General features: G+C 70.5%; 21 protein-coding genes. 20 read left to right on the plus strand and 1 reads right to left on the minus strand.

What is annotated here, in order from left to right; all coding sequences use genetic code 11:
• Positions 1–443 precede the first annotated feature (443 nt).
• The 20 genes from rho to ACZ6NC_RS19140 all read left to right on the plus strand — a co-directional run bounded on the left by rho (position 444) and on the right by ACZ6NC_RS19140 (position 20,517).
• On the plus strand, positions 444–2,555 hold the full coding sequence (gene rho / locus ACZ6NC_RS19045) for a transcription termination factor Rho (protein WP_465734177.1): 2,112 nt from the start codon (positions 444–446) through the stop codon (positions 2,553–2,555).
• 127 nt (positions 2,556–2,682) lie between these two features.
• The gene (locus ACZ6NC_RS19050) at positions 2,683–3,816 is read left to right on the plus strand and encodes an LCP family protein (protein ID WP_465734179.1); all 1,134 of its coding nucleotides are present in this window, start codon (positions 2,683–2,685) and stop codon (positions 3,814–3,816) included.
• Between the two features lie 138 nt (positions 3,817–3,954).
• Positions 3,955–4,176 carry a 50S ribosomal protein L31 gene (rpmE, locus tag ACZ6NC_RS19055; RefSeq protein ID WP_238865266.1) on the plus strand — a complete coding sequence of 74 codons (222 nt, stop codon included), beginning with the start codon at positions 3,955–3,957 and terminating at the stop codon, positions 4,174–4,176.
• Positions 4,177–4,309: 133 nt separating this feature from the next.
• Positions 4,310–5,401 (plus strand): peptide chain release factor 1, encoded by a 1,092-nt coding sequence (gene prfA / locus ACZ6NC_RS19060; RefSeq protein WP_465734181.1) that lies wholly within the window; start codon positions 4,310–4,312, stop codon positions 5,399–5,401.
• A 61-nt stretch (positions 5,402–5,462) separates the two neighbouring features.
• The gene (prmC, locus tag ACZ6NC_RS19065; protein ID WP_465734183.1) at positions 5,463–6,329 is read left to right on the plus strand and encodes a peptide chain release factor N(5)-glutamine methyltransferase; all 867 of its coding nucleotides are present in this window, start codon (positions 5,463–5,465) and stop codon (positions 6,327–6,329) included.
• 87 nt (positions 6,330–6,416) lie between these two features.
• Positions 6,417–7,064: an L-threonylcarbamoyladenylate synthase gene (locus ACZ6NC_RS19070; protein ID WP_396320833.1), complete on the plus strand. Its 648-nt coding sequence runs from the start codon at positions 6,417–6,419 to the stop codon at positions 7,062–7,064.
• Positions 7,065–7,093: 29 nt separating this feature from the next.
• Positions 7,094–7,741 (plus strand): arsenate reductase/protein-tyrosine-phosphatase family protein, encoded by a 648-nt coding sequence (locus ACZ6NC_RS19075; protein ID WP_465734261.1) that lies wholly within the window; start codon positions 7,094–7,096, stop codon positions 7,739–7,741.
• A 404-nt stretch (positions 7,742–8,145) separates the two neighbouring features.
• Entirely contained in the window at positions 8,146–9,426 is a 1,281-nt protein-coding gene (locus ACZ6NC_RS19080; protein ID WP_465734185.1) for a serine hydroxymethyltransferase, read from the plus strand.
• Between the two features lie 159 nt (positions 9,427–9,585).
• Positions 9,586–10,950, plus strand: coding sequence for an MraY family glycosyltransferase (locus ACZ6NC_RS19085; RefSeq protein WP_465734187.1), 1,365 nt, complete (start codon positions 9,586–9,588; stop codon positions 10,948–10,950).
• Positions 10,951–11,236: 286 nt separating this feature from the next.
• Positions 11,237–11,680, plus strand: a complete 444-nt coding sequence (locus ACZ6NC_RS19090) for a hypothetical protein (protein ID WP_465734189.1) — start codon at positions 11,237–11,239, stop codon at positions 11,678–11,680.
• 285 nt (positions 11,681–11,965) lie between these two features.
• Entirely contained in the window at positions 11,966–12,781 is an 816-nt protein-coding gene (atpB, locus tag ACZ6NC_RS19095) for a F0F1 ATP synthase subunit A (RefSeq protein WP_465734191.1), read from the plus strand.
• A 92-nt stretch (positions 12,782–12,873) separates the two neighbouring features.
• On the plus strand, positions 12,874–13,110 hold the full coding sequence (gene atpE, locus ACZ6NC_RS19100; RefSeq protein WP_148642913.1) for an ATP synthase F0 subunit C: 237 nt from the start codon (positions 12,874–12,876) through the stop codon (positions 13,108–13,110).
• A gap of 40 nt (positions 13,111–13,150) precedes the next feature.
• Positions 13,151–13,711, plus strand: a complete 561-nt coding sequence (locus tag ACZ6NC_RS19105; RefSeq protein ID WP_465734263.1) for a F0F1 ATP synthase subunit B — start codon at positions 13,151–13,153, stop codon at positions 13,709–13,711.
• Complete coding sequence (locus tag ACZ6NC_RS19110; protein ID WP_465734193.1) at positions 13,708–14,523, plus strand: F0F1 ATP synthase subunit delta; 816 nt, start codon at positions 13,708–13,710, stop codon at positions 14,521–14,523. Before ACZ6NC_RS19105 ends, ACZ6NC_RS19110 begins: the two co-directional genes overlap by 4 nt.
• A 151-nt stretch (positions 14,524–14,674) precedes the next feature.
• Positions 14,675–16,249, plus strand: coding sequence for a F0F1 ATP synthase subunit alpha (gene atpA / locus ACZ6NC_RS19115; RefSeq protein ID WP_465734195.1), 1,575 nt, complete (start codon positions 14,675–14,677; stop codon positions 16,247–16,249).
• A gap of 32 nt (positions 16,250–16,281) precedes the next feature.
• Positions 16,282–17,196, plus strand: a complete 915-nt coding sequence (locus ACZ6NC_RS19120) for a F0F1 ATP synthase subunit gamma (protein ID WP_465734197.1) — start codon at positions 16,282–16,284, stop codon at positions 17,194–17,196.
• A 2-nt stretch (positions 17,197–17,198) separates the two neighbouring features.
• Positions 17,199–18,644 (plus strand): F0F1 ATP synthase subunit beta, encoded by a 1,446-nt coding sequence (gene atpD, locus ACZ6NC_RS19125; RefSeq protein ID WP_465734199.1) that lies wholly within the window; start codon positions 17,199–17,201, stop codon positions 18,642–18,644.
• Between the two features lie 184 nt (positions 18,645–18,828).
• Positions 18,829–19,212 (plus strand): F0F1 ATP synthase subunit epsilon, encoded by a 384-nt coding sequence (locus ACZ6NC_RS19130; protein ID WP_148642910.1) that lies wholly within the window; start codon positions 18,829–18,831, stop codon positions 19,210–19,212.
• A 145-nt stretch (positions 19,213–19,357) separates the two neighbouring features.
• Complete coding sequence (locus ACZ6NC_RS19135) at positions 19,358–19,858, plus strand: DUF2550 domain-containing protein (RefSeq protein ID WP_396320845.1); 501 nt, start codon at positions 19,358–19,360, stop codon at positions 19,856–19,858.
• Between the two features lie 86 nt (positions 19,859–19,944).
• Positions 19,945–20,517 carry a cob(I)yrinic acid a,c-diamide adenosyltransferase gene (locus ACZ6NC_RS19140; protein WP_465734201.1) on the plus strand — a complete coding sequence of 191 codons (573 nt, stop codon included), beginning with the start codon at positions 19,945–19,947 and terminating at the stop codon, positions 20,515–20,517.
• Positions 20,518–20,553: 36 nt separating this feature from the next.
• Here the strand turns inward: ACZ6NC_RS19140 and ACZ6NC_RS19145 are convergent, their stop codons facing one another.
• A complete protein-coding gene (locus ACZ6NC_RS19145) occupies positions 20,554–21,144 on the minus strand; it encodes a hypothetical protein (protein WP_465734202.1) in 591 nt (196 codons plus the stop codon).
• Positions 21,145–21,245: the final 101 nt, after the last annotated feature.

Consider the following 21,245-nt stretch of genomic DNA (forward strand, 5'->3'; position numbering starts at 1 on the left):
TCCGGGGCTCGGTGCGCCGCGTCCCGATCCCAGCGCTCCGCTCGCGCGGAGTCGCGGCGATGTACGGGGCGACGATTCTCCGGGAGCCCACCGCAGCGCGTACGCAGCCTGCCTGCGCGACTTGCGGCCGCATCCCGAAGCCGTGACGGCACCTGACTCCCACCCGCAGCCTCCCACCTGAGGCGAGGACGGGCGGAGCACGGGCCACCGTCACGCGACGGGGGCCCGGGATTCACAGGCAGCGCGGGGTCGGCACGTGACCGTCCCATCGCGCCACTCAGCACCACCGTGCTTCACGCACCGCACCTCGCAGCCCTCTCCCGACTGGCTACCGCCATTCGGGGGATCACCGCCTCGGACCGACGCAGTCGAGCGTTGGTCAGGACAGCACAACCGGTCGCCGAGCCAGACAGGCCGACGTCCGCTCCAGGGAAGGACCCTTAGTGAGCGACACCACCGATCTGATGGGCGCGCGCCCGGACGCCGAGGCGTCGGACGCAGCCGCCGCCCCCGCGGCCCCGGCCCGGCGCCGTCGCACCGCCGCCGCGGGCCTGGACGGCCTCGTCCTGGCCGAGCTGCAGAAGCTCGCCTCGACGCTCGGGATCAGCGGCACGGGACGCCTGCGCAAGAGCCAGCTGATCGAGGCCATCAAGGAGAAGAGCGGCGGGGACCCGCTGCTCGCCGCCGGCGGCGCCACCACGGCCGCCCCGGCCACCAAGCGCGCCGCCGCCAAGGCGGACGCAGCGGAGCCGGCCGAGAAGCCCGCCCGCCGCACCAAGGCCGCGCAGGCCGAGACCCCGGCCGCCGCCGAGGCGCAGGCCCAGATCGAGATCCCGGTCCAGGCCGCCGCCGAGACCGCCGCGCCCGCCCGTACCGAGCGCACCCGCCGCCGGGCCACCTCGGCCGCCGGCGCGCCGACCGCCGAGGCCGCCGCCGAGGCGCCCGCCGCGGTCGCCACCGAGGCCAAGCAGGCCGAGGCCCGCCCGGCCGAGACCCGCGCCTTCGAGGGCCGCGAGGAGGGTCGCACCGAGACCCGCCGCGACCGCCGGGACCGTCGCGACCGCCGCGAGGGCGGCGAGCGCGAGGGCCGCCAGGAGGCCGGCGAGGCCCAGGCCGGCCAGGACGGCGACAGCCGCGAGTCGCGCCGCGACCGCCGCAACCGCCGGGACCGCACCGACCGCCCCGAGCGTGCCGACCGCCAGGGCGGCCAGCAGCAGGGCGGCCAGGGCGACGCCCAGCAGAACCGCCAGGGCGGCCAGCAGGCCCAGCCGCAGGCGCAGGCGCAGCAGGGCGGTTACGACGACGACGAGTTCGGCGACGGCCGGCGCGGCCGCCGTGGCCGCTACCGCGACCGCCGGGGCCGCGGCAGCCGCCGCGAGGGCTTCGAGGTCGGCCCCGCCGAGCCGCAGGTCGGCGACGACGATGTGCTGATCCCGGTCGCGGGCATCCTCGACATCCTCGACAACTACGCGTTCGTGCGCACCTCCGGCTACCTGCCGGGCCAGAACGACGTCTACGTCTCGCTTGCCCAGGTCCGCAAGAACGGCCTGCGCAAGGGTGACGCCATCACCGGTGCGGTCCGCCAGCCCCGTGACGGCGAGCGCCGCGAGAAGTTCAACGCCATGGTGCGGCTGGACTCGGTCAACGGCATGGACCCGGAGAGCGGCCGCGGCCGCCCGGAGTTCAACAAGCTGACCCCGCTCTACCCGCAGGACCGGCTCCGCCTGGAGACCGACCCGGGCGTGCTGACCACCCGGATCATCGACCTGGTGTCGCCGATCGGCAAGGGCCAGCGTGGTCTGATCGTCGCGCCGCCGAAGACCGGTAAGACGATGGTGCTGCAGGCGGTCGCCAACGCGATCACCCACAACAACCCCGAGTGCCACCTGATGGTCGTCCTGGTCGACGAGCGTCCGGAGGAGGTCACCGACATGCAGCGGTCGGTGAAGGGCGAGGTCATCTCCTCGACCTTCGACCGCCCGGCGGAGGACCACACCACCGTCGCGGAGCTGGCCATCGAGCGCGCCAAGCGCCTGGTGGAGCTGGGCCACGACGTGGTGATCCTGCTGGACTCGATCACCCGCCTCGGCCGTGCCTACAACCTGGCGGCGCCGGCCTCCGGCCGCATCCTGTCCGGTGGTGTCGACTCGACCGCGCTGTACCCGCCGAAGAAGTTCTTCGGTGCCGCGCGCAACATCGAGAACGGCGGCTCGCTGACCATCCTGGCCACCGCGCTGGTCGAGACCGGCTCGCGGATGGACGAGGTGATCTTCGAGGAGTTCAAGGGCACCGGCAACATGGAGCTCAAGCTCGACCGGAAGCTCTCGGACAAGCGCATCTTCCCGGCCGTCGACGTCGACGCCTCCAGCACCCGCAAGGAGGAGATCCTGCTGGGCAGCGAGGAGTTGGCCATCGTCTGGAAGCTCCGCCGGGTGCTGCACGCGCTCGACTCGCAGCAGGCGATCGAGCTGCTGCTGGACAAGATGAAGCAGACGAAGTCCAACGCCGAGTTCCTGATGCAGATCGCCAAGACGACCCCCGGGTCCGGCGACTGACCGTAGACGGGTAACTCACCAGCACAGAACCCCGGTTCGCGCGAGCGGACCGGGGTTCTGCGCGTTGTTCCAGAGTTGGGACATATTGAGCCCTTTGGATCATGTTGTCCGATTTACTCTGGACCGTATGGCCGAGCACAAGAGGGTTCCGGGTCGCCGCCGCAAGGTCCTGCGGGTGGCCGCGTGCGCGTTCGCCGCGCTCGTCGTCCTCGGGGTCGGGGCGGCCGGCTACGCGTACTTCAAGCTCAACGGCAACATCAAGAGCGTCGACATCGACGCCCGGCTGGGCACCGCCCGCCCGCCGTCCGCCACCGACGGCTCGTTCAACATCCTGGTGCTGGGCTCGGATTCGCGGGCCGGCGGGAACGGCGACCTGGCAGGCGGCGACACCGGTGACACCGCCCGCTCGGACACCGCGATGGTGGTGCACGTCAACCAGGACCACTCGCGGGCCGAGGTGGTCTCGATACCCCGCGACACCCTGGTCACCCGGCCCGACTGCACCGACAGGAGCGGCAAGGCCGTCTCCGGGGCCAAGCGCGCGATGTACAACAGCGCGTACGAGACCGGGGGCGCCGCGTGTGCGGTCAAGACCACCGAGCAGCTCACCGGGCTGCGGATGGACCACTACGTGGAGATCGACTTCGCCGGCTTCGCCCGGGTCGTGGACGCGATGGGCGGGGCCACGGTGACCACCACGGTGCCCATCCACGACCAGGACAGCGGGCTGGACCTCGCGGCCGGCGAGCACCACCTCGACGGCAAGCAGGCACTGGCCTTCGTCCGCACCCGGCACGGCGTCGGCGACGGCAGCGACCTCGGCCGGATCGAGCTGCAGAAGCAGATGGTGAAGTCGCTGCTCCAGCAGGCCGGCGGGATGGGGCTCTTCTCCAACCCGGTCAAGCTCTGGTCGATCGGCGACACCCTGACCCGCTCCATCACCACCGACTCGGCACTGGCCTCGGTGAACTCGCTGGTGGGGCTGGCCCAGGAACTCAAGGGGATCGGCCCGGACCAGCTGTCCATGGTGACCCTGCCGGTCGTGACGGCCCCCAGCGACCCCAACCGGGTGGTCGCGCAGCAGCCGCAGGCGGACCAGCTCTGGGCGGCCCTGAAGGCCGACCAGGCGCTCCCGCAGGGAGTCGTGGCGGCCCAGCCCTCGAACCCCGCCCAGGCCACCCCCACGGCCCCCGCGAAGGCCCCGGCGGCCGGCCCGGCGAACGGCGCGAAGCCCTCGGCGAGGGCGACCGTGGCCCGCTGAGACCGGCCCGGAATATCCCCGGCCGCCACCCGGTTTGGGAAGAAGCGGCCGGTCCTGGCAGACTGGTACGTCGGTCCCGGTTCACGTGCGGCATTCCAGCCGCCGACCCGGTGCCCTCCCGAACACTAGGAGAACCCCTTGAAGTCCAACGTTCACCCCGAGTACGTGGTCACCCGTGTGACCTGCACCTGCGGCAACGAGTTCACCACCCGCTCGACCGAGACCAGCGGCGAGATCCGCGCCGAGGTCTGCTCGCAGTGCCACCCGTTCTACACCGGCAAGCAGAAGATCCTCGACACCGGTGGCCGCGTCGCCCGCTTCGAGGCCCGCTTCGGCAAGCAGCACAGCGCGAAGGCCTAGCGCTCCCTCGGCGCCGGTTTCCGGTGCCCCCGTACTCGTTCCGGGGGCGCTGGGGACCGGCGCCGTTCGCGTCCCCCGGCGCCCGAGCGCCCCGCGACCCCCATCACCGCAACCCACGGGAAGAAGGCCACCCATGTTCGAGGCAGTCGAAGAGCTCCTCGTCGAGCACGCCGACCTCGAGACGAGGCTGGCCGACCCGTCCGTCCACGCCGACCAGGCCAACGCCCGGAAGCTGGCCAAGCGGTACGCCGAGCTGACCCCGATCACCCGGGTCTACCGGGCGTGGAAGCAGGCCGGCGAGGACATCGAGGCCGCGCGCGAACTCGCCGCCGAGGAGCCGGAGTTCCTCGCCGAGGTGAAGGACTCCGAGGCCCGCCGCGAGGAGCTGACGGAGGAGCTGCGACTGCTGCTCGTTCCGCGCGACCCGAGCGACGAGAAGGACGTCATCCTGGAGATCAAGGCGGGCGAGGGCGGCGAGGAGTCCGCGCTGTTCGCCGGCGACCTGCTCCGGATGTACCTGCGCTTCGCCGAGCGGATCGGCTGGAAGACCGAGATCATCGACTCCAACGAGTCCGACCTCGGCGGCTACAAGGACGTCTCGGTCGCCGTGAAGACCAAGGGCGCCCGGACGAACCCCGACGGCTCGCCCGGCCAGGGCGTCTGGGCCCGGCTGAAGTACGAGGGCGGCGTGCACCGCGTGCAGCGCGTCCCCGCCACCGAGTCGCAGGGCCGCATCCACACCTCCGCGGCCGGCGTGCTGGTCACCCCCGAGGCGGAGGAGGTCGAGGTCGAGATCGTCGCCAACGACCTGCGGATCGACGTCTACCGCTCGTCGGGCCCCGGCGGCCAGTCGGTCAACACCACCGACTCGGCGGTCCGGATCACCCACCTTCCGACCGGTATCGTGGCGTCCTGCCAGAACGAGAAGAGCCAGCTGCAGAACAAGGAGCAGGCGATGCGCATCCTGCGTTCGCGGCTGCTGGCCGCCGCGCAGGAGGAGGCCGAGCGGGAGGCCTCGGACGCGCGCCGCAGCCAGGTCCGCACCGTGGACCGCTCCGAGCGGATCCGCACGTACAACTACCCCGAGAACCGCATCTCGGACCACCGCACGGGCTTCAAGTCGTACAACCTGGACCAGGTCCTGGACGGCGACCTGAACGCGGTGATCCAGTCCTGCGTGGACGCGGACGCGGCCGCCAAGCTCGCGGCGGCACAGCAGAACTGAGACCGGCGTCCGGGCCCCGGACGCACCAGAGAAGCCGCAGCGCAGAAACAAGAGGTCGTACGTGAACCTGCTGCTCGCCGAGGTGGCCCAGGCCACCCAGCGGTTGGCCGCGGCCGGCGTGCCGTCGCCGCGCTTCGACGCGGAGGAGCTCGCCGCACACGTCCACAACGTCAAGCGCAGCCAGCTGCACACGGTCAAGGACGCCGACTTCGACGCCCGCTACTGGGAGGCCGTCTCCCGCCGCGAGGCGCGCGAGCCGCTCCAGCACATCACCGGCCGGGCGTTCTTCCGCTACCTGGAGCTGGAGGTCGGCCCCGGGGTGTTCGTGCCCCGCCCGGAGACCGAGACCGTCGTCGAGTGGGCCATAGACGCCGTCCGCGACATGGACGTCGCCGAGCCGCTGGTGGTCGACCTCTGCTCCGGCTCCGGCGCCATCGCGCTGGCCCTCGCCCAGGAGCTGCCGCGCTCCACCGTGCACGCCTTCGAGCTGGACGAGGGAGCGCTGCAGTACACCCGGCGCAACATCGAGGCCAGCTCCGACCGGGCCCGGGTCACCCTGCACGCCGGCGACGCCACCAAGGCCTTCGCCGACGACCGCTCCTGGGACGGCCGCTTCGACCTGGTCATCTCCAACCCGCCGTACATCCCGCTCACCGAGTGGGAGTACGTCGCACCGGAGGCCCGCGACCACGACCCGCAGATGTCGCTGTTCTCCGGCGAGGACGGGCTGGACACCATCCGCGGCATCGAGCGGGTCGCCGCCCGCCTGCTGCGCCCGGGCGGCGCCGTGGTGATCGAACACGCCGACACCCAGGGCGGCCAGGTGCCGTGGATCTTCAACGAGGAAGGCGGCTGGACGGACACCGCCGACCACCGCGACCTGAACAACCGGCCGCGCTTCACAACGGCCCGAAGGGTCTCGTTGTGACCATTCAGCGCAGCACCACCGCCCGGGCGGCGTCGCTGTGAACGCGCCTGCCCACGTGATGAGCCATCTCGGAAGGGGACCGCACCGATGAGCCGCCGCTACGACTGTGCCGATGCCGGGGACCGTGCCACCGGCCTGCGCGAGGCCGCCTCGGCCATCCGCCGGGGCGAACTCGTCGTGCTGCCCACCGACACCCTGTACGGGGTGGGCGCGGATGCCTTCTCGCCGGAGGCCGTCGCCGCCCTGCTGGCCGCCAAGGGCCGTGGCCGCAACATGCCCTCGCCGGTCCTGGTCGGCTCGCCGACCACCCTGCACGGCCTGGTCACCGACTTCTCCGAGCAGGCCTGGGAGCTCGTCGACGCCTTCTGGCCCGGCGGCCTCACCCTCGTCGCCCGGCACCAGCCCTCGCTGCGCTGGGACCTCGGCGAGACCCGGGGCACCGTCGCCGTCCGGATGCCGCTGCACCCGGTCGCCATCGAGCTGCTGAACGCCACCGGCCCGCTCGCCGTCTCCAGCGCCAACAAGACCGGCGGCCCGTCGCCGTCCACCTGCGACGAGGCCGAGCAGCAGCTCGGCGACGCCATCTCGGTCTACCTGGACGGCGGTACGGCCGACCACGCCACCGCGTCCTCCATCGTCGACGTCACGGGCAAGGTCCCGGTCCTGCTGCGGGCCGGCGCGATCAGCGCCGAGCAGCTGAGGGAGGTCGTCCCCGACCTGGAGGCCGGCAGTTGACGGCCGCCTCCCTCCATGCCGGGCCCGGCATATCGCCGTACCTGAGCGTGGGCCCCAGGCCGTTGGACCACTTCCGGATCCTGTTCGTCTGCACGGGCAACATCTGCCGCTCGCCGATCGCCGAGCGGCTCACCCGGCGTGAGCTGGACACCCGGCTCAGCCCCCGGGTGGCCGGGCGCATCCTCGTGGAGAGCGCCGGCACCTGGGGCCACGTGGGTGCGCCGATGGAGGACCACGCCGCCACGGTGCTGGACGAGTACGGCGCCGACAGCGGCGGCTTCGCCGGGCGCGAGCTGCTCGACGAGCACGTGGTCGAGGCCGACCTGGTGCTCACCGCCACCCTGGACCACCGCGCCCAGGTGATCTCGATGGGCCACGAGGCCGGGCTGCGCACCTTCACCCTGAAGGAGTTCACCCGCCTGGTCCGGACGATAGACCCGGGCACCCTGCCCGACCCGCGCCGTGGCGCCGACGTCACCGAGCGTGCCCGCGCCCTGGTCCGGGCCGCCGCCGCGCTGCGCGGCTGGCTGCTCGCCGCCAGCCCGGAGTCGGACGAGGTGCACGACCCGTACGGCGCGCCGATCGGCATGTTCCGCAACTGCGGCGAGGAGATATTCCACGCGGTGGACCCGGTGGTCACCGCGCTCACCGGCGTCCCCGCCCGGCGCGGTGTCTGATTGCGGCTCCGGGCGCTGGTCCCGGTGCCGACGGTCGTCGCTCCGATGCCCCTCGTGCCTCGGGGTCTCCTCGCTCTTTTCCTTTCGGCACCGGCGCGCCCTCCCGCCGCGGTGTCTGATTGCGGCTCCGGGCGCTGGTCCCGGTGCCGACGGTCGTCGCTCCGATGCTCCTCGTGCCTCGGGGCCTCCTCGCTCTTTTCCTTTCGGCACCGGCGCGCCCTCCCGCCGCGGTGTCTGATTGCGGCTCCGGGCGCTGGTCCCGGTGCCGACGATCGTCCCCGTTCGGCCGCGGCGTGGCTCCCTCCGCCGCCCGGCCGGGTGCACCGGCCCCGCGTCGGCAGGACGGCCGCGATCCCCGGACCTACGCTGGAGAAATCCACCCGCTGCGCCCCGGGAGCTCCGCCATGACCGTCACCGATGCCGCGACCGGATCCTCCGAGACGACGGGGCGGCGGTGGGCGTCCGAGGCGCTGCGCCGGGCCGACCCGCAGCTCGCCGACCTGCTCGCCGCGGAGGCCGAGCGGCGGGCCGAGAGCGTCCAGCTGCTGGCGGGGGAGAACCTCACCAGCCCCGCCGTGCTGGCCGCCCTCACCGGCCCGCTGATCGACAAGTACGCCGAGGGCTACCCCGGCCGGCGCCACCACACCGGCTGCACGCTGGCGGACGCCGCCGAGCTGCTGGCGATCGACCGGGCCCGCGGGCTCTTCGCCGCCCCGCACGCCAACGTCCAGCCCCGGTCGGCCACTTCGGCGATGCTGGCGACGTACGCGGCGCTGCTGCGGCCGGGTGACGTGGTGCTGGCGATGTCGCTGGAGCACGGCGGCCACCTCAGCTGCGGCTCGCGCGCCAACTTCTCCGGCCGCTGGTTCGACTTCGTCGGCTACGGGGTGCGCCGGGAGGACGGCCTGATCGACCTCGACGAGGTCCGTGAGCTCGCGCGCAAGCACCGCCCGAAGGCCATCGTGGCCGGCTCCATCTCGTACCCGCGGCACCCGGACTGGGCGGCCTTCCGGGAGATCGCCGACGAGGTGGACGCCTATCTGATCGCCTCCGCCGCGCAGACCACGGGCCTGGTCGCGGCGGGTGTGGCGCCCTCCCCGGTGCCGTACGCGGATGTCACCGTGGCCGCCACCCACAAGCTGCTCCGCGGTCCGCGCGGGGGCCTGCTGCTGTGCACCGCCGGGCTGGCCGAGCGGATCGACCGGGCGGTCTTCCCGTTCAGCCAGGGCGGCGCGGCGATGAACGAGGTGGCCGGCAAGGCCGTCGCGTTCGCCGAGGCGGCCACCCCGGGGTACCGCGCGTACGCCCACCGGACCGTCGCGGGGGCGCGCGTCCTGGCCGCGGGGCTCGCGGCGGCCGGCATGCGCCCACTGACCGGGGGCACCGACACCCACCTGGTCACCGCGGATGTCGGCCCGCTCGGGGTCAGCGGCGCCGAGGCGGAGCGCCGCTGCGCCGTCGCCGGGCTGATGCTCGGCAAGTGCGCCCTGCCGTACGACCCGGCACCGCCCACCGAGGCGTCCGGGATCCGGCTCGGCACCGGGACGGTCACCTCGCAGGGCATGGGCGAGGCGGAGCTGGCCGAGATCGCCGGATTGATCGGACGGCTGCTCTCCGAGGGCACGGACGTACGGATCGGCGCGCGGGTCCGGGAGCTCGCGGGGGCCTTCGCCGACCGCCGTTGAGCGGGTGTCGCGGTCACCTACCCGGTAGGGCGAACCGCGATGCGCGTCCTGGGCGTCCGAGTCAATAAGGTGTGTGCGTGGCGACGCACCTCGAAACCCGGACAGGCACGGGAGTACCTTCGGTACCCACCCGTCGGACAGTGACGCAGGAGGCCAGTGGTGCGTGAGTATCTGCTGGTGCTGTTCTGCACCGCGGCCGTCACCTACCTGCTGACCGGCCCGGTCCGGAAGTTCGCGATCGCGGCCGGCGCGATGCCGCCGGTCCGCGCCCGTGACGTGCACCGCGAGCCCACGCCGCGGCTCGGCGGCATCGCCATGTTCGGCGGACTCTGCGCGGGCATCCTGGTCGCCTCGCAGCTGGACAACCTGTCCAAGGTCTTCTCCCAGGGCACCGACATCCGCGCGCTGCTCTCCGGCGCCGGGATCATGTGGCTGCTCGGCGTGCTCGACGACAAGTGGGGCGTGGACGCCCTGGTCAAGCTGGGCGGTCAGATGATCGCCGCCGGTGTGATGGTCTGGCAGGGGGTCACCGTGATCACCCTGCCGGTGCCCGGCGTCGGCGCGGTCGCGGTCAGCCCCACCCAGGGCATGGTCATCTCGGTCACCCTGGTCGTCGTCATGGTCAACGCGGTGAACTTCATCGACGGCCTGGACGGCCTGGCCGGCGGGATGGTCTGTATCGCCGCGATGGCCTTCTTCCTGTACTCGTACCGGCTCTGGTACGGCTACACGATCTCGGACGCGGCCCCCGCCGTGCTGTTCAGCGTGCTGCTGATCGGCATGTGCCTGGGCTTCCTGGTGCACAACCTGCACCCGGCCCGGATCTTCATGGGCGACTCCGGCTCGATGATGCTCGGCCTGATGCTGGCCGTCGCCGCGATCTCCATCACCGGTCGCGTCGACCCTGACCTCATCACCAGCGAGACCGGTTCGCAGACCGCCACCGTGCACGCCTTGGTGCCGATCTACATCCCGCTGCTGCTGCCGCTGACCGTCATCGCGTTGCCGCTCGCCGACCTGCTGCTCGCCGTGGTCCGCCGCACCTGGGCCGGCCAGTCGCCGTTCGCCGCCGACAAGCGGCACCTGCACCACCGGCTGCTCCAGGTCGGCCACTCGCACAGCCGGGCCGTGCTGATCATGTACTTCTGGGCCGCGCTGATCGCCTTCGGCACCGTCGCCTTCTCGGTCACCAACACCGGCCGCACGGTGGTGCTGACGCTGGCCGGGCTCTGCCTGGTCGGCCTGGTGGTGCTGCTCACCCCGCGGTTCCGCCCGCGGGCCCCGCGCGCGGTGCAGGGCTTCGTCCCGCCGCGCTACCGGCGCCGCGGCCCGGCCCGGAGTGCCGCGCCGGCCGCCGGGAGCGACGCCGTGGCACCCGCGCCGACCTCGGCGCCGATGGCCGAGCTGTCCGCCAAGGACAAGGAACTGCTCGGCGAACTGCCCAAGGGCTCGTCCGCGGTCGGCGGGAACGGCAACGGCAGCGGCAACGGCAATGGAACCAACCGTGGCCGACAGATGAACTGACGTACCGTCAAGATGGTTCACCCGTAAGGCGGCACTGTTGGGCCGCTGGTGTGACAGGTACCACACATTCATGGTAAAGCTCTCATCAAATAGTTTGTGATACCGTTCACGAGTACCGAGAACACGCCGAAAGACCTGACAGGTGGAGGACTTCCGTCCCTGGTCGGTCTCCCTCGCCGGGCCCGCCGCGGAGCGGCAAGGCCTGCGGCGATCCCTCGGTCGGTGCCACCCACCGCGTTCTGTGCCCGTCCCCCTGCCACATCGACATGCCGCCGGAGCTGCCGACATGCCGTCCAACGACGCCCGGATCCTCCGAGGCGCCGCGATCCCCACTGCGGTCGCCGGAATCATCGCCATGGTGATCTCCTTTGCCGTCGCGGGTGGCAAGGGAGCGCTCGGCGCCCTGTTCGGAACGCTGCTGGTGATGGCCTTCTTCAGCTTCGGCCAGGTCGCACTCGACCGGCTGACCAGGTCGAACCCGCACATCATGATGGCTGCCGGACTCCTGGTCTACACCACTCAGATCCTGCTGGTCGGTATCGTCCTCGCGGTCTTCAAGAACACCGAACTCTTCAACCGGCAGGCGTTCGCCTTCACACTGCTGGGCTGCGCCCTGATCTGGACGGGCTTCCAGGTGCGCGGCGCCCTCAAGGCCAAGACCTTCTACGTCGACACCGACGCCTCCGAAAACAAGGCCGACAAGCCTTCCGACTCGGGGCGTCAACAGTGACGAGGCCCGACTGTCCCCCCAACGAGGGGGGCGGTGTTTATACGGCCCTGACGGGCTGCTATCGTCCGTCGCAACAACGGAGTACGGGAAGTGGCCAGGTCTGTCCGATCGATGGACGGATCGCCCCCCGGACCCGCGCAGTCTTCGATGGTCCCGCAGCGGCGAAGCTAACCGCCGCGCGGGGTCCGCGAGAACCCCATCAAGTTTCAGTGCCGCTCCGTGGCCGCAGGCCACGCCGACACACCGAGGTTGCCGTAACCATGCGTCACGACGAAGGAGTCCGTGGTGAGTGCTGATCAGCTCACGTTCCTCGCCTCAGGCAGTTGCCACTTCGGGGACGCTGGCTGCGGCTTCCCGGCCCCGGGCCTGAACGAGTTCGACTTCAAGCCGATCTTCACGATCGGCAGCTTCTACTTCAACAAGCCGATGCTGCTGTCGATGGTCGTCGCAGTGCTTGTCGTCGTCTTCTTCTGGGCCTCCTTCGCCAAGCCGCGCCTCGTTCCCGGCAAGCTGCAGCTGGTCGCTGAGATCGGCTACGACTTCGTCAAGCGGTCCATCGTGCTGGAGACGATCGGCAAGAAGGGCGAGAAGTACGTCCCGATGCTCGTCTCGATGTTCTTCTTCATCTGGCTGATGAACATCATGTCGATCATCCCGTTCGCCCAGTTCCCGGTGACGGCCGCGATCGCGTTCCCGGCGGGTCTGGCCGGCGTCGTGTGGGTCACCTACATGACGCTGACCTTCAAGAAGCACGGCTTCGTCGGCGGCTTCAAGAACCTCTGCTGGCCCTCGGGCATCCCCGGCTGGGTCATGTTCATCCTGGTGCCGATCGAGTTCTTCTCGAACATCTTCGTGCGCCCCTTCACGCTCGCGGTCCGAGCCTTCGCGAACATGTTCGCCGGCCACCTGCTGATCGTGATGTTCTCCATCGCCTCCTGGTACCTGCTCAGCCCGACCCTGGGTGCGCTCTACGGCTCGGCCTCGTTCATCGTCGCCGTCGCCCTGACCGCCTTCGAGCTGCTGGTCCAGTTCCTGCAGGCCTACATCTTCGTGATGCTGGCCAGCAGCTACATCGCCGGTGCCCTCGAAGAGGCGCACTGAGCCAGGGGGCTTCGGCCCTCCCTGAACCAACCTCCCGGATACGCCCGGTGGCCAATCACCACCGGTTCACCACCCTGCAAAGGACAACTGCAATGAGCTTCCTCGCTGAGGGCACTGTCTACGGTTCCGTCGCGTCCATCGGCTACGGCCTCGCCGCGATCGGCCCCGGCATCGGCGTCGGTCTCATCTTCGGTAACGGTGTCCAGGCCATGGCCCGTCAGCCCGAGGCCGCTGGTCTCATCCGCTCCAACATGTTCATCGGCTTCGCGCTGACCGAGGCGCTCGCCCTCATCGGCATCGTCATGCCGTTCGTCTTCGGCAACAAGTAATCCCGCCGCAGACCCTTTCGAGGAAGGTCCAGATATGAGCATGGGCATCGTGGCTCAGCTTGCGCAGGAGGAGGAGAAGATGAATCCTCTCCTCCCCGCGTGGCCCGAGATCATCATCGGCCTGCTCTGCTTCTTCATCGTCTTCGGCCTGCTCGGCAAGAAGCTCCTCCCCAGCATCGAGAAGGTGCTGTCGGAGCGCCGGGACGCCATCGAGGGCGGGATGGAGCGGGCCGAGGCCGCTCAGGCTGAGGCCCAGGCCCTGCTTGAGCAGTACCGTGCCGAGCTCGCCGAGGCGCGTCACGAGGCTGCCCGCATCATCGAGCAGGCTCGCGAGCAGGGCGCTGCCCAGCTCGGCGAGATGCGCGAGGAGGGCCAGCGTCAGCGCGAGGCCATCGTCGCCGCCGGTCACGCCCAGATCGAGGCCGACAAGAAGCAGGCGACTGCCGCCCTGCGCCAGGACGTGGGTTCGCTGGCTTCGCAGCTCGCCTCCCGCATCGTGGGTGAGTCCCTTGAGGACCACGCCCGGCAGAGCGGCGTGATTGACCGCTTCCTGGACGAGCTGGAGGCCAAGGCCGCCGTTGCTCAGGGTGCGGCCAAGTGATCGGCGCCAGCCGCGAGGCCCTCGCCGCCGGGCGGCAGAACCTCGAAGGCCTGACCGACTCCACCTCGGTGGACGCGGCCAAGCTCGCCGAGGAGCTCACCGCCGTCACGGTCCTCCTGGACCGTGAGGTGTCGCTGCGCCGCGTCCTGACCGACCCGTCCCGGTCGGGCCAGGACAAGGCCCAGCTGGTCTCCTCGCTGCTGACCGGTCAGGTCTCCGGCGAGACCCTCGACCTGGTCTCCGGCCTGGTCCGCTCCCGCTGGTCGGGCTCGCGTGACCTGGTCGACGCCGTCGAGGAGCTGGCCGCGTACGCCGAGGTCATCGCCGCCGAGAAGGCCGGTGTCCTGGACGACGTCGAGGACGAGCTGTTCCGGTTCGGCCGGGTGGTGAGCGGCTCGAACGAGCTGCGCTCCGCGCTGACCGAGCCGAAGGCCGGTGCCGCCCCCAAGGCGGCGCTGATCAAGAAGCTGCTCGGCGGCCGCGCCAACGCCGGCACAGTCCGGCTGGTCACCGCCCTGGTCAACGCTCCGCGTGGCCGTAGCCTTGAGCAGGGCCTGGAGTCCTACTCGAAGCTCGCCGCCGCTCGGCGCGGGCGCGTGGTGGCCCTGGTCACCACCGCGGTGCCGCTGTCGGACGGGCAGAAGGAGCGCCTGTCGGGCGCTCTGGGCCGGCTCTACGGTCGCCAGGTGCACCTGAACATCGACGTCGACCCCGAGGTCGTCGGCGGTGTCCGGGTCCAGATCGGCGACGAGATCATCGACGGCACCGTGTCGAGCCGCCTCGAAGGCGCTCGCCAGTCGCTCGAAGGCTGAGTACCGAAGCACATCCGACCCTCGGTCGGGAACCGGCTCCACCGGAGCCGGCAAATCGTACGGCCGGTTCGAGAGACCCGGCCGAGAGTCGAATACTTGCGGCCCTCAATGGCGGGCCGAGGATCGCAAACTAGGAGAGCAGGGAAGCCTGATGGCGGAGCTTACGATCCGTCCGGAGGAAATCCGGGACGCGCTGGCCGACTTTGTCCAGTCGTACCAGCCGGACGCCGCCTCGCGTGAAGAGGTCGGCACGGTCACTGACGCGGCGGACGGTATCGCGCATGTCGAGGGTCTGCCCTCGGTCATGGCGAACGAGCTGCTGAAGTTCGAGGACGGCACGCTCGGCCTCGCGCTGAACCTCGACACCCGCGAGATCGGTGTCGTCATCCTCGGTGAGTTCGGCGGCATCGAGGAGGGCCAGACGGTGCGCCGCACCGGCGAGGTCCTCTCCGTGCCGGTCGGCGACGGCTACCTCGGCCGCGTCGTGGACCCGCTGGGCAACCCGATCGACGGTCTGGGCGACATCGCCTCCACCGGCCGCCGTGCCCTGGAGCTGCAGGCCCCCGGCGTCATGGCCCGCAAGTCGGTCAAGCAGCCGCTGCAGACCGGCATCAAGGCCATCGACGCGATGACCCCGATCGGCCGCGGCCAGCGCCAGCTGATCATCGGCGACCGCCAGACCGGCAAGACCGCGGTGGCCGTCGACACGATCATCAACCAGCGTGACAACTGGCGCTCGGGCGACCCGGAGAAGCAGGTCCGCTGCATCTACGTCGCCGTGGGCCAGAAGGGCTCCACCATCGCGTCCGTCCGTGGCGCCCTGGAGGAGGCCGGCGCGCTGGAGTACACCACCATCGTGGCTGCTCCCGCCTCCGACCCGGCCGGCTTCAAGTACCTCGCCCCGTACACCGGCTCGGCCATCGGCCAGGAGTGGATGTACGACGGCAAGCACGTCCTGATCATCTTCGACGACCTGTCGAAGCAGGCCGAGGCCTACCGCTCCGTCTCCCTGCTGCTGCGCCGCCCGCCGGGCCGTGAGGCCTACCCGGGTGACGTCTTCTACCTGCACTCCCGCCTGCTGGAGCGCTGCGCCAAGCTGAACGACGCCCTGGGCGGCGGCTCGATGACCGGTCTGCCGATCATCGAGACCAAGGCCAACGACGTCTCGGCGTACATCCCGACCAACGTCATCTCCATCACCGACGGCCAGTGCTTCCTGGAGTCCGACCTGTTCAACGCCGGCATCCGCCCGGCCGTGAACGTCGGTATCTCGGTCTCCCGCGTCGGTGGCTCCGCCCAGATCAAGGCCATGCGCTCGGTCGCCGGCCGTCTGCGCCTGGACCTCGCCCAGTACCGTGAGCTGGAGGCGTTCGCCGCCTTCGGTTCCGACCTGGACGCGGCCTCCAAGGCCCAGCTGGAGCGCGGTGCGCGCATGGTCGAGCTGCTGAAGCAGGGCCAGTACCAGCCGTTCCCGGTCGAGGAGCAGGTCGTCTCCATCTGGGCCGGCACCACCGGCAAGCTGGACGACGTCCCGGTGGCGGACATCCGCCGCTTCGAGCGTGAGTTCCTGGACCACGTGCGCCTGCAGCACAAGGACCTGCTGGCCGGCATCGTCGAGACCGGTCTGCTCGCCGACGGCACCGTCGACGCGCTGACCACCGCGATCGACGCCTTCAAGCAGGGCTTCACCACCGCCGAGGGCAAGCTGCTCGGCGAGCAGGCCTGAGTCCGGTAGCGAGGGAAAGGACGTAACGACCCATGGGAGCACAGCTTCGGGTCTACAAGCGCCGGATCCGCTCTGTCACCGCGACGAAGAAGATCACCAAGGCGATGGAGATGATCTCCGCGTCGCGCATCGTCAAGGCGCAGCGCGCGGTGGCCGCCTCCACTCCGTACGCCGATGAGCTCACCCGGGCGGTGACGGCGGTGGCCACCCGGTCCAACGCCAAGCACCCGCTCACCACCGAGAACCCGAACGCCACCCGGGCCGCCGTCCTGCTGATCACGGCGGACCGCGGTCTGGCGGGCGGTTACTCGACCAACGCCATCAAGGCGGCGCTCACGCTCACCGAGCGGCTCCGCGGCGAGGGCAAGGACGTGGTGACGTACATCGTCGGCCGCAAGGGCGTCTCGTACTACAGCTTCCGCGACTTCACGGTCGCGGGCTCGTGGACGGGATTCTCCGACAAGCCGACCTACGGCGACGCGAAGGCCGTGGCGGCCGACCTGATCGAGGCCTTCACGGCCGAGACGGGCGGCGTGGACGAGCTCCACCTCGTCTCGACCGAGTTCGTGTCGATGCTGACGCAGAACGCGGTCGACGCCCGGCTGCTGCCGCTGAAGCTGGACGAGGTCCAGCTCAGCGACCAGACGCCGGCCAAGTCGGAGATCTTTCCGCTGTACGACTTCGAGCCGTCGGCGGAGGGCGTCCTCGACGCGCTGCTGCCGCGGTACGTCGAGAGCCGGATCTACAACGCGTTGCTGCAGTCGGCCGCCTCGGAGCACGCCGCTCGCCGGCGTGCGATGAAGAGCGCGACGGACAATGCCGGCGAGCTCATCAAGTCGCTCACGCGGCTTGCCAACTCGGCCCGTCAGGCCGAGATCACCCAGGAAATCAGCGAGATCGTCGGCGGTGCCAACGCCCTCGCCGACGCTAGCCGCGGGAGCGAATGAGAATGACCACCACTGTTGAGCCGACCACGGCGACGGGCCGCGTCGCGCGGGTCATCGGCCCGGTCGTCGACGTGGAGTTCCCCGTCGACGCGATTCCGAACATGTACAACGCCCTGCACGTCGAGGTGGAGAACCCCGACGGCTCGGGCAAGAAGACCCTGACCCTCGAGGTCGCCCAGCACCTCGGCGACGGCATGGTCCGCGGCATCTCGATGCAGCCGACCGACGGCCTGGTCCGTGGCACGCAGGTCAGCGACACCGGCGCGGCCATCTCCGTCCCGGTCGGCCAGATCACCAAGGGCAAGGTCTTCAACGCCCTCGGTGACGTGCTGAACGTCGACAAGGACGAGTTCGAGTCCCAGGTCGAGGTCCGGTGGCCGATCCACCGCAAGGCCCCGGAGTTCAAGGACCTCGAGTCCAAGACCGAGATGTTCGAGACCGGCATCAAGGTCATCGACCTGCTCACCCCGTACGTCACGGGTGGCAAGATCGGTCTGTTCGGTGGTGCCGGTGTCGGCAAGACCGTTCTGATCCAGGAGATGATCTACCGCGTCGCCGAGAACTTCGGTGGTGTGTCGGTGTTCGCCGGCGTCGGCGAGCGCACCCGTGAGGGCAACGACCTCATCGACGAGATGGTCGACTCGGGCGTTCTGGACAAGACCGCGCTGGTCTTCGGCCAGATGGACGAGCCGCCGGGCACCCGTCTGCGCGTCGCGCTCTCCGCGCTGACCATGGCGGAGTACTTCCGTGACGTCGAGAAGCAGGACGTGCTCCTCTTCATCGACAACATCTTCCGGTTCACCCAGGCCGGTTCCGAGGTGTCGACCCTGCTCGGCCGTATGCCCTCCGCGGTGGGCTACCAGCCGAACCTGGCCGACGAGATGGGCCTCCTGCAGGAGCGCATCACCTCGACCCGCGGTCACTCGATCACCTCGATGCAGGCGATCTACGTCCCCGCGGACGACCTGACCGACCCGGCCCCGGCCACCACCTTCGCCCACCTGGACGCGACGACCGTTCTGTCGCGCCCGATCTCGGAGAAGGGCATCTACCCGGCCGTCGACCCGCTGGACTCCACGTCCCGCATCCTCGACCCCCGGTACATCGCGGCGAACCACTACGAGACGGCCATCCGTATCAAGGGGATCCTGCAGAAGTACAAGGACCTCCAGGACATCATCGCGATCCTCGGTATCGACGAGCTGTCCGAGGAGGACAAGGTCACGGTTCACCGTGCCCGTCGCATCGAGCGCTTCCTCTCGCAGAACACCTACGTGGCGAAGCAGTTCACCGGTGTCGAGGGTTCGACCGTGCCGCTGTCCGAGACGATCGAGGCCTTCAACTCGATCGCCGACGGCAAGTACGACTCCGTCCCGGAGCAGGCCTTCTTCATGTGCGGTGGCATCGAGGACCTCGAGAAGAACGCCGCCGAGCTGGCGAAGAAGTAATCGCGGCCGGTAGCAGCTGAGTGACCGTGAGGGGTGGGCCCCAGCCCTGGGACCCACCCCTCGCGTCGCATCGGCTGTGATTCCGGTCAAATCCGTGCCGCCGGTTTCATGCCGGGGGCGCGGGCCCGTTATTCTTACCGAAACTCCCGAGTAATCGGGGGTTGCATGAGCCTAGGAGCCCACGTTGGCTGAGCTGCACGTCGAGCTGGTCGCAGCCGACCGCAAGGTGTGGTCCGGTGCGGCCACCATCGTCGTCGCCCGTACGGCCTCCGGTGACACCGGCATCATGCCGGGCCACACCCCGGTGCTGAGCGTGCTGGAGACCGGTCCGGTCACCATCCGCACGGTGGACGGCGGCACCGTGATCGCCGCTGTGCACGGCGGCTTCATCTCCTTCGCCGACAACAAGCTGTCTCTGCTCGCGGAGATCGCCGAGCTGGCGGACGAGATCGACGTCGCGCGCGCGGAGCGTGCGCTGGAGAAGGCGCAGTCGGACCTGGACGAGCACGCCGAGCGACGCGCCGAGGTGCGTCTGTTCGCGGCGCGCGGTCTCAAGGCCCACGCCTGAGTGCGCCAGACCCTCTAGCGGGGTCGACCGACGGTCCCGGGGACGCGCGAGCGTGACCCCGGGACTGTCGTCTCAGTTGGTAGGTCAACGCGGTCGCCTCATACGACCGACACGGGGAACGCGGGTAGCGAGGAGGTAGGTGAGCATGGTCCTCGCCCTTGTGGTGTGTGCGGCGGTCGTGGCCTCGGGTGTGATCGGCCTGGTCGCGTTCGCGGTACGACGCCGTGTGATCCAGCGGGTCGGCGGCACGTTCGACTGCAGCTACCGGCTCAAAATGCCCGCCGACGCCTCGACGCAGCCCGACCTCGACGAGAACGGCAAACCCACCTCGGCCCCGGTCCCCCAGACCGACGGCAAGGGGTGGGTTTTTGGTATCGGCCGCTACAGCGGTGACTCGATCGAGTGGTTCCGGGTCTTCTCGTACGCCCCGCGCCCGCGCAAGGTGCTGCCGCGCCGGGAGATCGAGGTGCTCGGCCGGCGCTACCCCGAGGGCCAGGAGGAGCTGGCGCTGCTCTCCGGCTCGGTCGTGCTGCGGTGCCTGCACAACGGCGCCCCCCTGGAGCTGGCGATGAGCGAGGACGCGCTGACCGGCTTCCTCGCCTGGCTGGAAGCCGCACCCCCCGGGCAGAGAGTCAACGTCGCGTAGCGACGAGACCCTCGGGGTGGGGGTACCTCCCGGCCGGAGGCTGGGGGAGGTTAACGTCGCCTAACCGCTTGGCTACTCTTGACCCCATGGTCAATCTGACGCGCATCTACACCCGTACCGGCGACGACGGCACCACCGCGCTCGGTGACATGAGCCGTACGACCAAGACCGACCCGCGCCTGGTCGCGTACGCCGACACCAACGAGGCGAACGCCGCGATCGGTGTGGCGATCGCCGCCGGCGGGCTCACGGAGGACGTCTCCGCCGTCCTCACCCGGGTGCAGAACGACCTCTTCGACGTCGGCGCCGACCTGGCCACCCCGGTGGTGGAGGACCCGAAGTACCCGCCGCTGCGGGTGCTGCAGTCCTACATCGACAAGCTGGAGGAGGACTGCGACCACTACCTGGAGTCGCTGGAGAAGCTGCGCAGCTTCATCCTCCCCGGGGGCACCGCGGGCGCCGCCTACCTGCACCTGGCCTGCACGGTGGTGCGCCGGGCCGAGCGGGCCACCTGGGCCGCCATCGAGGAGCACGGGGAGAGCGTCAACCCGCTGACCGCCAAGTACCTGAACCGGCTCTCCGACCTGCTGTTCATCCTGGCCCGGACGGCCAACAAGGAGCAGGGCGACGTGCTCTGGGTGCCCGGCGAGAACCGCTGACCTCCCCTGCGGGGCCTACTGCCTACTGCCTACTGCCTACTGCTGCTGCGGGATCTTCCAGCCGACCACGTGGCCGTCCTCGACGATCGCGTCGGCCGGCGCCTCCTTGGGCCAGCGCGAGTAGCAGGCGGCCACGATCACGTTGATCCCGGCGGCCAGGCCCAGCCGGATGTACCAGCCGGTGAAGGCGGAGAAGTGCGCGGCGCCGGCGGAGAGCGGCACCAGGGCGGTGATCAGGCCCAGCGTGATGCCGGCCGAGACCACGGTGCGGCCGCAGACCTGCCACTCGTGGCGGGTCCGCTCGGGGCCGTACTTGGGGGAGGGCTTCGGCTTGGGGCCGCCGGCGAAGCGGTACTGGAAGTGCCGGTCGGCCCAGCGGACCAGTGAGGGCCCGTACCCGATGGAGAAGCCCGCGTAGCCCGCGGCCAGCGCGTGCGTCCAGCTCGCGGAGGCGCCGCCGCGCAGGTCGAGGACGGTGAGGACGAACAGCGTGAGGTCCACCGCCGGCAGGCCGACCAGCAGCACGGTGCTCGTCCTGCGCCACCGCAGCAGGTAGCGGGTGGCCAGGCCGAGCCCGAGGAGGATCCAGAAGGCGGCCTCGGCGGCGAGGATGAGGGTGACGATCATGGTGGGCTCCGCGGCTCTCGGTGACGCTTCCAGCCTTTCCGACGCGGGTCCGCGCGGCGTCGTCGCCGGAGCCGAGCCCGGTCTGCACCTTTCGATGTACG

It is taken from the genome of Kitasatospora sp. NPDC041988 (assembly GCF_055588525.1).

Bases quoted from the DNA above. Each gene is read 5' to 3' on its own strand.
- ACZ6NC_RS19050 (WP_465734179.1), top strand. From the start codon at position 2,683: ATGGCCGAGCACAAGAGGGTTCCGGGTCGCCGCCGCAAGGTCCTGCGG.
- prfA (WP_465734181.1), top strand. From the start codon at position 4,310: ATGTTCGAGGCAGTCGAAGAGCTCCTCGTCGAGCACGCCGACCTCGAG.
- ACZ6NC_RS19070 (WP_396320833.1), top strand. From the start codon at position 6,417: ATGAGCCGCCGCTACGACTGTGCCGATGCCGGGGACCGTGCCACCGGC.
- ACZ6NC_RS19080 (WP_465734185.1), top strand. From the start codon at position 8,146: ATGACCGTCACCGATGCCGCGACCGGATCCTCCGAGACGACGGGGCGG.
- ACZ6NC_RS19090 (WP_465734189.1), top strand. From the start codon at position 11,237: ATGCCGTCCAACGACGCCCGGATCCTCCGAGGCGCCGCGATCCCCACT.
- atpE (WP_148642913.1), top strand. From the start codon at position 12,874: ATGAGCTTCCTCGCTGAGGGCACTGTCTACGGTTCCGTCGCGTCCATC.
- ACZ6NC_RS19105 (WP_465734263.1), top strand. From the start codon at position 13,151: ATGGGCATCGTGGCTCAGCTTGCGCAGGAGGAGGAGAAGATGAATCCT.
- atpA (WP_465734195.1), top strand. From the start codon at position 14,675: ATGGCGGAGCTTACGATCCGTCCGGAGGAAATCCGGGACGCGCTGGCC.
- ACZ6NC_RS19120 (WP_465734197.1), top strand. From the start codon at position 16,282: ATGGGAGCACAGCTTCGGGTCTACAAGCGCCGGATCCGCTCTGTCACC.
- atpD (WP_465734199.1), top strand. From the start codon at position 17,199: ATGACCACCACTGTTGAGCCGACCACGGCGACGGGCCGCGTCGCGCGG.
- ACZ6NC_RS19135 (WP_396320845.1), top strand. From the start codon at position 19,358: ATGGTCCTCGCCCTTGTGGTGTGTGCGGCGGTCGTGGCCTCGGGTGTG.
- ACZ6NC_RS19140 (WP_465734201.1), top strand. From the start codon at position 19,945: ATGGTCAATCTGACGCGCATCTACACCCGTACCGGCGACGACGGCACC.
- ACZ6NC_RS19145 (WP_465734202.1), bottom strand. From the start codon at position 21,144: ATGATCGTCACCCTCATCCTCGCCGCCGAGGCCGCCTTCTGGATCCTC.